We start from the raw sequence: 13,390 nt of genomic DNA, 5'->3' as shown, positions 1-13,390 counted from the left end.
GTCACCGCCAAGGCCCCGAGGCAGCGAGCCCGCACCGTACCCGTGGGAACCTGAGGAGCTACGCCAGGAAAAACGAAAACCCCACGCACGCTGCAAAACGCGCACGGGGTGGGGGAGTAGTGAGCTTACTTCTTTGGCAGAGCGGCAAGCGCGATGCCGGCGCCGACGAGCCAAGCGTCCTTCGCAATGGCCTTGCCAGCGTCGGAGGGGCGGATGCCGTCGTCCTCGGTGTACTGGTCGCCGCCGAAGTACATGCTGAGCAGGCCGGCACCGAACGCGGTGAGGCCGAGGCCTGCAAGGCGGTTCGGGATCAGCGGGCACAGCAGCGCCACACCGAGGGCGGTCTCGGCGGAGGCGAGGCCGGTGGCGAACGTCTCGGCGTCGATCTGGCCGAGCGGCGGAACGCCGTCCACAGCCATGTCGCGCAGGCCCTCAGCGCCCTCCTTATCCACCTGGAACTTGCCCAGGCCGGCGTTGAGGATGTACGCGCCAGTGGGGATGCGCAGCGCGGCGGAGGAGAGACGCAGGTCCACCTTGTCCTGCTTGGTAAACAGGCCGGACGGAATCAGGTTGAGCGGGTTGAACATGAGCGGGATCCTTTTCGGGTTCGTGCGGAAGATTGCTACCCCGCCCATGGTAGAGCTAAACCGTCAGTTCGGGGTGGAGGTGCTGCAGCCGCAGGACCCGGCGGGCCCGCAACGCCACGCACGAGATGGCTATAGACGCTGCGCCCACGAAGAGCAGGACGGTGATGGCGGTCCACATGCGGGGGTCGTAGGACAGGGTGCCGAAGAGGGAGTACCGCATCAGGTCCACGGAGTACCGCATGGGGTCCCAGCTGTGCACCCACTGGATGAATCTGGGCTGGACCTCTGGCGGGTAGAGTCCGTTGGACGCCACCAGCTGCAGCGACATCAGCGCCATGGTGGCAAGGCGGCCGGGCGCGGGGCCGAGCGCCGTGTTCAGCGCCAGGATGGCGGCCACGAACACCCAGGAGACGAACACCAGCACGCCGAACAAGGCCAGCGGGTGCGTCGGCTCCACGTCCAGGATGAGCACCTGCATCACCCAGAGGGCCACAGACTGCACGAAGCCGATGATGAAGGACGGGATCATCGTGTACAGCAGCACACGCAGGGGGTTCGTGCCGGAGTCGATGGCGCGGCGGCTAAACGGCGGCATGATCATGTACATAATCAGCACGCCAAACCACAGGGACAGCGACAGGAAGAAGGGGCTTAGGCCCTTGCCGAAGAAGGTCACGCCGTCGCCGACGTGTTGGGTGCGCACGGGCTCCGCGGCGGCGTCGATGGCCTTGTCCAGGCGTTGGCCCTCCCAGCTCGGGGCTTTTTCGGCGCCGTCGGCCAGGCTCATGGAGAGCTCGCCGGTGCCGTCGGAGAGCTTGACCAGGCCGTCATTGAGGTCGCCGAGGCCCACCACCAGCTGGTTGGAGCCGGCCGCCAGCTTGGAGGTGGCGTCGGTGGCCGTGTTGGCCGCCACCACCAACTTGCCGGTGCCGTCCTTCAGCGTGGTCACACCGGCAAGCAGGGTGCCGGAGCCGTCCTGCAGGCGCTTCAGGCCGTCTGCCAGCGTCTTGGAGGCCGCGGTGGCCTGGTCCACGCCGCTGCGGTACTGCGCCGTCGGGTCTGAGAGCTCGGTGGCCAGCTTGTGGGCGCCGGCCTGCAGCTGCATGAGCTGGCCCACCAGGTCGTTCTGCGTCACCGCCTGCAGGGGACCGGCGTTGAGCTGCAGCTGCACCCCGCGCGCCTGATCCGCCAGCTGCGTGGAGCCCGGGATGGGGGAGCGGTCCAGGTCCGCGATCACGTTGTTCAGGTTCGCGTTGATGTCGTCCAACGCGGCCTGCAGCTCGTTGATCTTGCCCGCGAATCCGGCGATCTTGTCCACGCCGCCGGCGATCTGCGAAGCGCCGTCGCCAAGCTGCTGCGTACCCTCCTGCAGCTTCACCATGCCGTTGGAGAGCTGGTCGGCGCCGCTGGAGGCGGTGCCCAGGCCGTCGTTGAGCTGCTTCGCGCCGTCGTGCAGGCGGGTCACACCGCCGTCGAGTTTGGTCACCGCGTCCGGTAGCTGCTGGACTTTGTCGTTGAGCTGCTGGATGCCGCCGTTGAGCTTGGTGCCGCCCTCGTTGAGCTTCTCGGAGCCGTCGTGGGCAGTGTTGGCGCCCTCGTCCAGCTGCTCCGCGCCGTCTGCGGCCTTGTGCACGCCGTCGGAAAGCGTGTTGATGCCCACGAATAACTGGTCGACCACCTTCGCACCCACCGAGTTCGACACCGCATTCGTGATCGCCTCAGCAGCCTTGTCGCCCAGCATGGTGGGGATGAAGCCGTTGGTTTCGTTCAAGGTGATGTTGATCTTGGCCGCATGGGGGTCATCGTCCTGCACACTGGTCACGGCCTCGGAGAAGTCCGTGGGGATCTCCATGCCCAGGTAGTAGGTGCCGTCGGCGATGCCTTTCTTGGCCTCCTCGGCGCTGACCACCTTGAAATCCAGGGGGTGCTGCTCCAGTAGCTCGTCCACAACCTCCTGGCCGTTCTCGCCTTCGTCGGAGTTGACCAGCGCCACCGGCAGCTTGTACAGGTTGCCCAGCGGGTCCCAGTAGGACCACACGAACAGGCCGCCGAAGAGCAGCGGCAACAGGCAAATCGCGATGATGGCAAGCGGCGGAAGCTTGCCGTGCGCGAATTTGCGGAAGTCGGATCCAATGTGCAGGCCGCTCATAGCCCCTCCTCATTCACCGTGTTCACCATGACGGGCAGGTGGACCGCCACACCGCGCAGGTCGTCCAGCAGCGTGCGCCGGATGTCCATCTTGCGCACCTGATCTACATCGTCCACGACCAGAAGCTTCGCGTCCGGCCGCGAAATCAGCGCGAGCAGCACGCGAAGCCGGAAGCGGTCGGTCGGCCCGATGTCGCCGACCTGCGCCGTTAAGTCAATGCCTTCGAGCTGTAGCGGTTCCAGCCACTTCTCCACATGCGGGTGCGACTTGATCGCCTCGGCCTTGTGCGGGGTGCGGGCGAAAAAGCCCTGCGACCACGCGATCTGCTCCCGCATCACGTCGCGGATGCGCACCAGGCGGTCCAGGCCGTCGATCTCCGTCACGCCTGCGAGCGCAACCTGCTTGAAGCGCTGGCGGGTGGTTGTCTCCTCGCCGTCGATGAGGACGGTGCCGCTGTGCGGGTTGAAACGCCCTGCCAGCGCGAGGCTGAGCAGGGTCGAATCGGATTCTCGCCGCGTGTTCAGCAGGGTCAGCCCCCGGCCGAGATCGAACGTCTCCGGGGTGTCGCCCTTGCGGAGCACGAGGTCTTGGGTGCTGAGTATGGGGGTCATGCGGTCCCTTAACCGTAGGGTGGACTATCACTTAACTCGTGATATGGTGCTCCGGAAAAGAGCCACTGTCAAACCCAAACGGGGGAGGACACAGATGCGCGCAGACGCCCGTGCCAAACGCGACCAAATCATCGCCGCCGCGCTCGCCCAAATCGGCACCCGCCCCAACTCCGAGATCACGCTCGAAGGCATCGCCGCCGACGCCGGCGTGGGCATCGCCACCCTCTACCGGCACTTCCCCACACGCGCCACGCTCTACGACGCCTGCGCGATCGTCTTCCTCGACCACATCGAAACCCTCCTCGACGGCACACTCGACGGCTTCGACGCCGATCCCGCCGGGCGCTTCGAGGCCTTCGTGTGGACGCTCGTCGAACACGGCGTGGGCGTCCTCGCCGCCGCCCTGGCCGCCGACGGCACCGCCGAGGCGGTTGTGGAGCGCCGCGACGCCTTCATGGACAAAGTGCAGTTGCTTATCGACGCCGCCGCCCCCCACGGCATCATCGCCCCCGGACAGTCGCCCATGCAGCTCGCCACCGAGCTCATCGTGGCCACCCGTCCGCTGGCCGCACCGCTGGCGGCGAAGTTCCCGGACGTGCGGGACCGGTTAGTGCGCCACCTCATGGCGGGGTGGCGCGCGACGGCCTAACTACTTGGTGTCCTCGTTCAGCTCGTGGCGGCCGTGCGTGGCCTTGCGCTGATCGTCCGCCAGGGTGTCCAGGGTGGTCAGGCCCTCGCCGCCGAGGTCCTCGGAGGTGGCGCGGGAGGAGCCGGAGGTCGCGTCGTCAAGCGAAGAGTGCCCGTCCGCCGGGAACACGCCGCCCTCGATGCCCTCCTCGCGGCGCCCGCGCTCGCGGTCGTCCTCCGTGCGGGTGGAGTAGACGACGGTGGAGTTGCCCTGGCGGTCCGTCTCCGTGCGGGTAGGGGCGGGGCGGTAGGTCTTCACGCCCTCCTCGTCCTTGCCGGTGAGCTTGTCCTTGAGGAAGAACTCCCAGGCCGCCCACGCGCCGCCCGCCAGTGCCGCCGTGACCAGCGTGGTGCCCACGACCTTGCCAAAGCCGCCCTTCTTCTTCGCGGTCTTGGCGTGCTTCTCCAGGAACTCCTGGCGTTCCTTGCGGCTCGGGGCGGCGGCCGCAAACGCGGCGCGGCGGCGGTCCAGGCGGTCGTGCGCGTCGCGGGTGATGTCGCCGGCGTGGGCGCGGGCTGCGCCGTAGAGTTCTTCCAGCTCGCCGATGTCAAACTTGTCGTGGACGTCGTCCAGGTCGCCGTCCTTGAGGTTGTCCAGGAGGGACTGGTACACGTCACGCTCGCGCTTGTCGTTCTGGTCGCGCAGGAAGTTGCGCACCTGGTTAGCGCCAGCGACGATCAGGCCGATGTTCTTGAGGTTCATGGGGTTCTCTTTCCGTTTTGGGTGGTTGCGCGGCCCAGCGTAGCGAAATCCGCAGGGGGAGCGGCCGGCGCGACTTGCCCCGCGACGCTGGATCCAGCTAGTAGGAGCCAGCTAATCGGCCCCCTGGGGAGGAATAGCTGGATCCTTGTAGCTGGATCCGCGGGATGGGGGATGGGGCGCGGCGGCGGGCAGGGGGAGCGGCGCGGCGGCGGGCAGCAGCAACGCAAGCGCCCCGCGTGTACCAAGCGTTACGCAAAAGTGGACCAAGCGGTTCATTTTGCGTGATTAACATTCATGCCGAATAACACCATAAGCTGCGCAAACACACCGTGAAACCACTCGCGTATTGTGGCCGCAACGTGGCCTCAATAAGTTTCAAGGCACCGTTTAACCACGGTGCAACCTGAACACATCCCCAGCCGAGAAAGGTCCCGCCATGTTCGAAGCCTCCTCTTCGACCAGGGTCTCCGCCTCGGCACCGCTGGACCGCGAGGGCGCGCCGCTGATCCGCCGCCCCCGCCCGAAACGCCAGCGCACCGCGCTGAGCTTCGAGATCATCCCGCCGCGCCCCACGGACGACGCGGCGAAACTGGACCAGCTCATCGCGGGCCTGGCCGAGTACAACCCGGACTACGTCTCCGTCACCAGCTCGCGGCGCAGCGAGTGGCTGGAGGGCACCGCCGGCGTCATCTCCCGCATCGCGGAAACAACCGACCTTCGCACCATCGCGCACCTCGCCTGCACCGCCGGCACGCGCGATGAGATGGCCGAGTGGGTGCGGGTGCTTATGGACGCCGGCGTGCGCGGCTTCCTCGCCCTGCGGGGAGACCTGCCCGAGACGGGCCTGCCGGCGGACCACCTCCAGTACGCCACGGATCTGCTCAACCTGATCCAGGACGTGCAGGAGGAGGAGGCCTTCCGCCTCGCCGCCGGCAAGCTGGCCCTGTCCGTGGCCTGCTATCCCAAAGGGCACGCGGAATCGCGCAACGCCGACCACGACCTGGACGTGCTGCTGACCAAGCAGCGCCTGGGCGCGGACTTCGCCATCACGCAGCTCTTCTTCGAGGCCCAGGACTACCTGGAGTTCGTGGAAGTGGCGCGGCTGGCGGGCGTGCGCATTCCGCTCATCCCCGGCATCATGCCCATGACCTCGCTGAAAAGGGTCAGGCGCATGGGTGAGTTGTCGGGGCTGGAGGTGCCGGAGGGCGTCGAGAAGCAATTGCTCGACGCTGAGGACGAGTACGAGGCCGGCATGCAGCTCACCGCCAACCTGGCGCGCGAGATCCTGGACGCCGGCACCGGGGGCCTCCACGTGTACACGCACAACAACTTGGCCGTCACGCGGGACTTTCTGGACCGCATCGGAATAGATAAAGGACAACAATGACCACCTTCCCTAAAGCCACCATCGAGGGCTACCCCCGCATCGGCGCGAACCGCGAGCTCAAGCGCGCGCTGGAGAGCTACTGGGCGGGCCGCATCGACGCCGACACGTTCCGCTCCACCTCCCGCGCCCTGCGCGTGAACAACTACAACCACCTGCGCGACCTCGGCCTGACCGAGGATTACGCCATCCCCGCCGACGTGGCGCTCTACGACCAGGTGCTGGAGACCGCGCTCACCGTCGGTCTCGTGCCGGGCGGGGTTGACCTGGACGAGGAGTTCGCGCTCGCCCGCGGCAACGACACCCGCGTGCCGCTGGAGATGACCAAGTGGTTCGACACCAACTACCACTACCTCGTGCCGGAGATCGCTGCTGGCCAGGAGATCAAGGCCGTCCCGGAGCGCGTCCTGCGCATCGTGGAGGAGGCCTCCGAGGCCGGCCACAAGGTCCGCCCGTTCCTGGTCGGCCCGGTCACCCTGATCGCCCTGTCCAAGCCGGCCGAGTGGTCGCTGTTGCCTTCGCTTATCGACGCCTACGGTGAGGTCTTCGCAGCACTCAAGAACGCCGGCGTGGAGTGGGTCCAGGTTGCAGAGCCCGCCGTGGTGGCGGACCTGTCCACCCCGGACGCGGAGATTGCCAACTACCTGCGCGAGGCCTGGTCCACGCTGCTGGCCTCCGAGGACCGCCCGAACGTGTACCTGACCACCCCGTACGGCTCCGCCCGCGAGGCGCTGCCGGTGCTGGGCGAGCTGGGCGTGGAGGCCCTGCACGTGGACCTGTCCCCGTGGACGCTCGAGGCCGATTCCGGCTACCCGGAGCGCGTGCGCGCCCAGATCCCGGAGTCCACCCACCTGGTTGCGGGCCTGATCGACGGCCGCAACGTCTGGACCGCCAACCTGCGCGAGCGCACCGACGTGCTTGAGTCCCTCGGCGACCGCGACGTGTCCGTGTCCACCTCCACCTCCCTGCAGCACGTGCCGCACACCCTGAAGGCCGAGCGCAACATCCCGGTCGAGGTCGCCCCGTGGCTGGCCTTCGCCGACGAGAAGCTGGCGGAGATCCAGGCGCTCGTGGCCGGCGAGGAGGGTGCGAAGGAGGCGTTCGCTCAGTCCGACCGCGCCGTGCGCACCCGCGCCGAGTCCGAGACCATCCACAACAAGGCCGTGGTGGACCGCGTGGCCGCGCTGCCGGAGGGCGAGGTGAAGCGTGAGCCGTCGTTTAGCGAGCGCATCAAGGTCCAGCACGAAGAACTCGGCCTGCCCACCCTGCCCATCACCACCATCGGCTCCTTCCCGCAGACGCAGGAAATCCGCAAAGCCCGCGCCGACCACCGCGAGGGGGTGCTCACCGACGAGCAGTACACCGAGGCGCTGAAGCAGGAGATCAAGCAGGTCATCGAGCTGCAGGAAGAGATCGGCCTGGACGTGCTGGTCCACGGCGAGGCCGAGCGCAACGACATGGTGCAGTACTTCGCCGAGCTTCTCGACGGCTTCGTGGTCACCGAAAACGGCTGGGTCCAGTCGTACGGCTCCCGCTGCACCCGTCCGCCGATCGTGGTTGGCGACGTCTCCCGCCCGGAGGCCATGTCCGTGGAGTGGGCGCGTTACGCGCAGTCCCTGTCCGACAAGCCGGTCAAGGGCATGCTCACCGGCCCGGTGACCATCCTCGCGTGGTCTTTCAAGCGCGACGACGTGCCGCTTTCCGTCTCCGCCGACCAGATCGCGCTCGCGCTCGCCGACGAGGTCCGCGACCTGGAGGACGCCGGCATCAAGGTCATCCAGATCGACGAGCCCGCCCTGCGCGAGCTCCTGCCATTGCGTGCCGACAACCGCGCCGCCTACCTCGACTGGGCCGTTCGCGCCTTCAGGTTGGTCTCGTTGCAGGCGAAGCCTGCGACCCAGATCCACACCCACCTGTGCTACTCCGAGTTCGGCCAGATCATCGACGCCGTGGCCGGCCTGGACGCCGATGTCACTTCCATCGAGGCGGCGCGTTCCAAGATGGAGCTGCTCGAGGACATCGACGAGACCTTCCACTCCGAGATCGGCCCGGGCGTGTGGGACATCCACTCGCCGCGCGTGCCGTCCCAGGAGGAGATCGCAGGCCTGCTGCGCGCGGCGCTGGACAACGTGCCCGCCGAGCGCCTCTGGGTCAACCCGGACTGCGGCCTGAAGACCCGCGGGTACAAGGAAGTCGAGCCCTCGCTGCGTAACCTGGTCGCCGCGCGAGATGAGGTTGTCGGCGGGCTGTAGGCGCGGCGCCTCCCCCCGACCCCGGCCCGGGCCCGCCCGCAGATTTCGAAGGGAAGAGTTCGAAAACGGCCGTTTTTGGCACTGTTTTCGAACTCTTCCTTTCGAACTTTGTTGGGGCCTTCCGCGTGGGGTGCTCGTCGATTAGCATGGGCGGAACACACGGATCGGGGGGAAACGTGGACAGACAAGCATTGGTGAAGTTGCTGGTGCGGCCGGGGGAGTCGGATAAGCAGCCCTGCAGGAAACTTTCTGCAAACAAGTACATCCCCATTGAGGTGTGGGACGAGCTGAAGAACCATGAGCGCGAGTTCCTCCGCGCGTATTCGGCCGGTGCCGCGGCGCAGCAGTCGGTGTTGGTCGGGCGCTCGGCCGCAATGGTCTGGGGGTTATGGACGCTGCCCATCGAGGATGCCCCGGTAAGCCTGGCAAACCCTGGGCAACGGCCGCCGAGCAAGAACCAGTGGCCACAGGGGGTCGAGTATCTCTGGATGCCGCTTCCCGGGATGGACATGCAGGTGTTTACCCCGGATGGCAGCGATGACACGGTCCGTCTAACCAACCGGGTGCGTACAGCTGTGGACGTCGCACGGCTGCACGGGGTGCGTCATGGAGTCGTCGCGATGGATTCGCTGTTCTACCGCAAAAACTTCGACGAACAACGCCAAATTCGACTTGAGCTCGAGGCGACAATCAGGCGCCTGGAGCGGAAGAAAGGAATAGCGCACGCTCGTAAAGCACTCGAGTGGTGCTCTACGCTTTCGGAATCCCCCTACGAGTCGCTGGCGCGTGTGATCCTCCGTGAGCTCGGGGTTGTCGCCCAAGAACAGATGTGGATTGGGCGATTTGTGCGTCCTGACTTGCTGTGGGGGCAGCTTGTCATTGAGATCAACGGTGACGTAAAGCTGGCCAACGACCCCACCGGCGCTGCCCTTGAGCAGGCCGAACGAGACAGTTGGATCCGTAAGCAGCTGTATGAAACCGAGCACATCCGGGCGTCGAAGCTGCTGTACGACGAAGCCGCTTGTGTCCGAAGCATCGTCGAAGCGAAAAAGCGTTCAGAGGTGCTTGGGCCGCCTACGGTGAAGGCCACCCGCAACCGACCGCAATTCGGCGTGCATTGGAGGGCTCGAAGGGCCGGTTAGCGGGGCGATATCGTGACCTTTCCGGTCGTTTTCGAACGGAAGAGTTCGAAAATGACCGGAAATTTGGCTGTTTTCGAACTCTTCTCTTCGAAATGCGCCAGGAGTGCGGCGTGGAAGGCGCAAGAACCGCGGACGCGACGACCCCGCCCGCCGCAACCCGCGTACGCTAGACCACATGACTCAGAAGACACAGACGATGACTCTGCATACCAACCACGGCGACATCGCCATCGACCTCTTCGGCAACCACGCGCCGAAGACGGTCGAAACCATCACCGGCCTGGCCAAGGGCACCCAGGAGTACTCCTCCAAGAACGCCTCCGGCACCACCGAGGGCCCGTTCTACGACGGCGCCATTTTCCACCGCATCATCCCGGGTTTCATGATCCAGGGAGGCGACCCGACCGGCACCGGTACCGGCGGTCCGGGCTTCCAGTTCGCCGATGAGTTCCACCCGGAGCTCCAGTTCGATCGCCCGTACCTCCTGGCCATGGCAAACGCCGGCCCGGGCACCAACGGCTCCCAGTTCTTCATCACCGTGGACGCCACCCCGTGGCTGAACAACCGCCACACCATCTTCGGCGAGGTCACCGACGAGGCCTCCAAGAAGGTCGTCGATGAGATTGCCAACGTGAAGACCGGCCGCATGGACCGCCCGGTCGAGGACGTGGTGATCGAGTCCGTCGAGATCGCCTAAGACGCCGCGAAGCGCCGAGCCCCCGCCACGCAGCGGGGGCTTTTTCGTACCCTGAACACCATGCCCACACTCCGCAACCTCCCCCGCACAGCTCCCGTCACTACCGCCATCACGGTGATCTGCACGCTCGTTTTCTTCGCTGCGGCGATCCAGGCCCGCTCGCTCACGGACGTGGTGTGGGATTCCGCGATCGGCGCCAGCACCGTGCTCTACGGCCCGGAGGTGTACGGCGCCGGATACCTGCGCACCCTCACCGCCGGTTTTATGCACCTGGATATCACGCACCTGTTCCTCAACATGTTCATGCTTGTCCTGGTGGGCGCGGAGGTGGAGCGTTTCCTAGGCTCCGGGCCGTTTGTGGTGGCGTGGGTGGCGGGGGTCCTTTGGGCGTCGGCAAGCGTGTTGGCCTTCAGCTTCACGACGCCTACGGCAGGCGCCTCCGGCGCCCTCTACATGCTGATGGCGCTGCTGATCGCTATCGCTGCCCGCCGTTCCACAGACCTGCGGGCGCCACTTGCCCTGGTGGCCGTCAACCTCGCCTACACCCTGCTCACGCCGAGTGTGTCGCTGTGGGGCCACCTCGGCGGCCTGGCTGCGGGTGCGGCGATGGCGTGGCCGCTGACCTCGACGAATCCGCGCACCCGCTGGATCACGGCCGGAACTGCTGCTGTTGCCGCGTGCGTGGCCATCTGGGCGCTGACCATCCCGTCCACATCGCCGGTGTACTTGTGAGTTTTCCACAAGGTTTATCCACATTGTGGAGAACTACACCGGTGTGGTTAGTCGAACGACACGTCGAAGCGCGGTTCCGACACGCCGATCGGCGCTGGGATTTTCGAACCGCTACCAGCACATCTCACAGCCCTGTGGGGTTTGTGCACAGAGTTATCCACAGGTGTGGATAGAACGGTGCCTACGGCTACTGGCGCAAGGTCGATGCGGACCTGAAGGCCGAAGGTCCGCGAGTCTCTTGCCGCCAAGCGCGCTGCACAGGAGAAGTACCTTCACTGCATGAAAACGCCCGTTGAGTTGGACTCAACGGGCGTTCGTGTTTAGCCAGCGGGAGTTTTAGAACACGCCGCGGATCTTCTTGTTGAAGTCGGAGACGGTCACGTCGCGGGAGTCCACGTCCTGGTCGTTGTAGAAGGAGGTGTCGCCAGCGAGGCGGCCGGTCTGGGTGACTTTCATGTAGTTGTACAGGCGGCCTTCCTTGGTGTTGCCGTCGCCGAAGGAGAATGCGCCCAACAGCATCTCGTCACCTGCGAGGATCGGGTTGGACAGGGTCACCTCAAAGGTGCGGATGCCGCGGTCGAAGTCGTAGCCCAGGTCGCGGATGTGGGTGCCGTTGTACCGAGTGGTGGTGATCAGGCGGTCAACTCCCTCCGGGCCTGCCTCAGTGCCGACTTCGACGCGGAAGGTCAGGGCCGGGAACTCGCCCCAGTAGCGCTTCGCGCCCGTGTTCTTCACGCGCAGTGCTACGGAACCCGCGGCGCCGGGCACCTTCCAGGAGGAAGCGGTGAAGTACGGCTGAAGGTCCAGGTCGCGCTGGGCATCTGTCTGCTTATCGACGACTTCGTTGACCTCGTCAGCAGCGTTTTCCTCGACCTCGTTGATGACCTCGGCACCCTCGTTTGCGATGTCGTCGTTGGTCACGTCGGTGGCTTCGTCGTTGCCGACCGCGGTGACGTCATCAAGGTTTGCGCCCGTCTCGATCTTCTTGACGTCCTCGTTGTACGCCGGGTTCGGGTTCTCCACGGTGTCGGTGACCTGTGTGCCCTTGTTCGGTGCCCAGGAGCCAGCAGGGGTGGAGTAGTTCTTGACGCGGACCTCGTTCTTGATCGGCATGTTGGCGATCCAGGCGGTCGGGGTTGCCCAGGTGCCGTTCGGGCGGCAGCGCTGCTGGGTACCAGTCATGGTGACGGTGCGGAAGCCGTAGGTTGCCTCGCCGGTGTTGCCGGCCGGCACGTCGTACGGGCCGATCTTCTGGCCGACGGACCAGGACAAGGAGCCGGAGACATCCCAGCCCAGGGACTTAGCCAGGGAGTAGCCGATGTTGCCCTGCAGGCCGTCCTTGGATCCGGAGCCGCCGAGCGTCAGGGTCTCCGTCTTGGAGCCGTTTACGGAGGCGGAGATGGTCTGGGTGCGCGACAGGTCCTGGGACAGTGGGATGGCGCTGTCAGACAGGTTGGTGGTGGAGATGGTGCCCACCGGCAGGAAGTTGTCCTTCACCTTGTAGACGATGGTGCGGTAGTCCTCGGTGGAATTGCACACCGGGCGCGGGTTGAGCACGTTGGCCTTCAGGTGATCCGAGCCCCGGTAGGTGTGGATGATCGGCAGTGCGGAGTTTGTTGCCGGGGTCTCCGGGTAGGACTCTTCGAAGGTCTGGGCGGTGGCGGTGATGCCGGATCCTGCGATTGCAACAGCGGCGACGGCTGCGATCGCGGCCTTGGCAGCACCAGCGATGCGGAATGCGCGCATTTGGCGTTCCTTTCGGGGGAATCAATTGTGGTTTTTCTAGGGGCGGGCTTCTCAACCTCTCAGTGAGGAGCTCTCAAACAATTCTTAGTCAACTGGCTGGAAAGAGTCACAACATTGTTGAACAATCCACCCAATCTGGGGTCAAACTAAAGTAATTGCCATGTCATAGAAGCCTGTTTACCAGTAATAACACTGATTCTTGTGTGAAGAACCGGATGCAATCTATCGGACTATTTAAATACAGTTATGTGTCGCCCGAACGGCATCTCATCCCCTTCCTCGCGCTTATTCATTGTTCGCGCCGTCCATGGCCGCAGACGCCTAACCCCCACCAACGCGAAAATCGGATTGCGGCTGGTATTTGCCACAATCCGATTTCACACACCCCGAAAAACGCTCTAGCGCCAACCCATGGTCATGAGCAGGCCGAGGATCATGCCCGCAAACCCGATGGCGTAGTTCCACGGGCCGAGCTGTGCGAGCCACGTGATTTGGTCGCCGGCTAGGTAGTACAGGATCAGCCAGGCCAAGCCGAGGAGCATCAGCCCGAACATGATCACCTTGTACCACATCGGCGTGCCGCCGGTGTTGACCTTGACCGGGGTACGGCTGGTCCCGGTGGCGGCGCTACTTGCTGGGCGGACGAGGTCTTTGGTTACTTTTGCTTTAGGCATTTGCGCTCCCTGAGTGTGTGCGGGCT

General features: G+C 65.3%; 12 protein-coding genes. 6 read left to right on the top strand and 6 right to left on the bottom strand.

Annotation, left to right across the window (positions count from 1 at the left end; translation table 11 throughout):
• Positions 1–125: 125 nt before the first annotated feature.
• From HMA55_RS01015 to HMA55_RS01005, 3 genes are read right to left on the bottom strand one after another with little or no spacing between them, the layout of a single operon-like run.
• On the bottom strand, positions 126–587 hold the full coding sequence (locus HMA55_RS01015; protein WP_181191237.1) for a hypothetical protein: 462 nt from the start codon (positions 585–587) through the stop codon (positions 126–128).
• Positions 588–642: 55 nt separating this feature from the next.
• Positions 643–2,736: a YhgE/Pip family protein gene (locus HMA55_RS01010; RefSeq protein ID WP_181191236.1), complete on the bottom strand. Its 2,094-nt coding sequence runs from the start codon at positions 2,734–2,736 to the stop codon at positions 643–645.
• Positions 2,733–3,347 (bottom strand): hypothetical protein, encoded by a 615-nt coding sequence (locus HMA55_RS01005; RefSeq protein WP_181191235.1) that lies wholly within the window; start codon positions 3,345–3,347, stop codon positions 2,733–2,735. Before HMA55_RS01005 ends, HMA55_RS01010 begins: the two co-directional genes overlap by 4 nt.
• Positions 3,348–3,441: 94 nt before the next feature.
• On the opposite strand from HMA55_RS01005, the gene HMA55_RS01000 reads away from it, so the two are divergent.
• Positions 3,442–3,996: a TetR/AcrR family transcriptional regulator gene (locus tag HMA55_RS01000; protein WP_181191234.1), complete on the top strand. Its 555-nt coding sequence runs from the start codon at positions 3,442–3,444 to the stop codon at positions 3,994–3,996.
• Here HMA55_RS01000 and HMA55_RS00995 read toward each other — a convergent pair whose 3' ends face one another.
• Positions 3,997–4,737 carry a hypothetical protein gene (locus HMA55_RS00995; protein WP_181191233.1) on the bottom strand — a complete coding sequence of 247 codons (741 nt, stop codon included), beginning with the start codon at positions 4,735–4,737 and terminating at the stop codon, positions 3,997–3,999.
• Positions 4,738–5,173: 436 nt separating this feature from the next.
• Between HMA55_RS00995 and HMA55_RS00990 the strand changes: the two genes are divergently transcribed.
• The 5 genes from HMA55_RS00990 to HMA55_RS00970 all read left to right on the top strand — a co-directional run bounded on the left by HMA55_RS00990 (position 5,174) and on the right by HMA55_RS00970 (position 10,944).
• The gene (locus tag HMA55_RS00990; RefSeq protein WP_181191232.1) at positions 5,174–6,124 is read left to right on the top strand and encodes a methylenetetrahydrofolate reductase; all 951 of its coding nucleotides are present in this window, start codon (positions 5,174–5,176) and stop codon (positions 6,122–6,124) included.
• Positions 6,121–8,373, top strand: coding sequence for a 5-methyltetrahydropteroyltriglutamate--homocysteine S-methyltransferase (metE, locus tag HMA55_RS00985; protein WP_181191231.1), 2,253 nt, complete (start codon positions 6,121–6,123; stop codon positions 8,371–8,373). Before HMA55_RS00990 ends, metE begins: the two co-directional genes overlap by 4 nt.
• Positions 8,374–8,567: 194 nt before the next feature.
• A complete protein-coding gene (locus HMA55_RS00980) occupies positions 8,568–9,515 on the top strand; it encodes a hypothetical protein (RefSeq protein ID WP_181191230.1) in 948 nt (315 codons plus the stop codon).
• A gap of 175 nt (positions 9,516–9,690) precedes the next feature.
• Positions 9,691–10,212 (top strand): peptidylprolyl isomerase, encoded by a 522-nt coding sequence (locus tag HMA55_RS00975; RefSeq protein WP_181191229.1) that lies wholly within the window; start codon positions 9,691–9,693, stop codon positions 10,210–10,212.
• Between the two features lie 60 nt (positions 10,213–10,272).
• Positions 10,273–10,944, top strand: a complete 672-nt coding sequence (locus tag HMA55_RS00970; protein ID WP_181191228.1) for a rhomboid family intramembrane serine protease — start codon at positions 10,273–10,275, stop codon at positions 10,942–10,944.
• Between the two features lie 336 nt (positions 10,945–11,280).
• On the opposite strand, the gene HMA55_RS00965 is transcribed toward HMA55_RS00970, so the two are convergent.
• Together HMA55_RS00965 and crgA are read right to left on the bottom strand one after the other, a co-directional pair.
• Positions 11,281–12,690, bottom strand: a complete 1,410-nt coding sequence (locus HMA55_RS00965) for a hypothetical protein (RefSeq protein ID WP_181191227.1) — start codon at positions 12,688–12,690, stop codon at positions 11,281–11,283.
• A gap of 398 nt (positions 12,691–13,088) precedes the next feature.
• Positions 13,089–13,364 carry a cell division protein CrgA gene (gene crgA, locus HMA55_RS00960; RefSeq protein WP_181191226.1) on the bottom strand — a complete coding sequence of 92 codons (276 nt, stop codon included), beginning with the start codon at positions 13,362–13,364 and terminating at the stop codon, positions 13,089–13,091.
• Positions 13,365–13,390: the final 26 nt, after the last annotated feature.

The sequence above is a fragment of the Corynebacterium wankanglinii genome (assembly GCF_013601005.1).
Lineage (GTDB): Bacteria > Actinomycetota > Actinomycetes > Mycobacteriales > Mycobacteriaceae > Corynebacterium > Corynebacterium wankanglinii.
The sequence above is the reverse complement of the archived record's forward strand: the minus strand, read 5'-3'. Positions and strand labels throughout refer to the sequence as shown.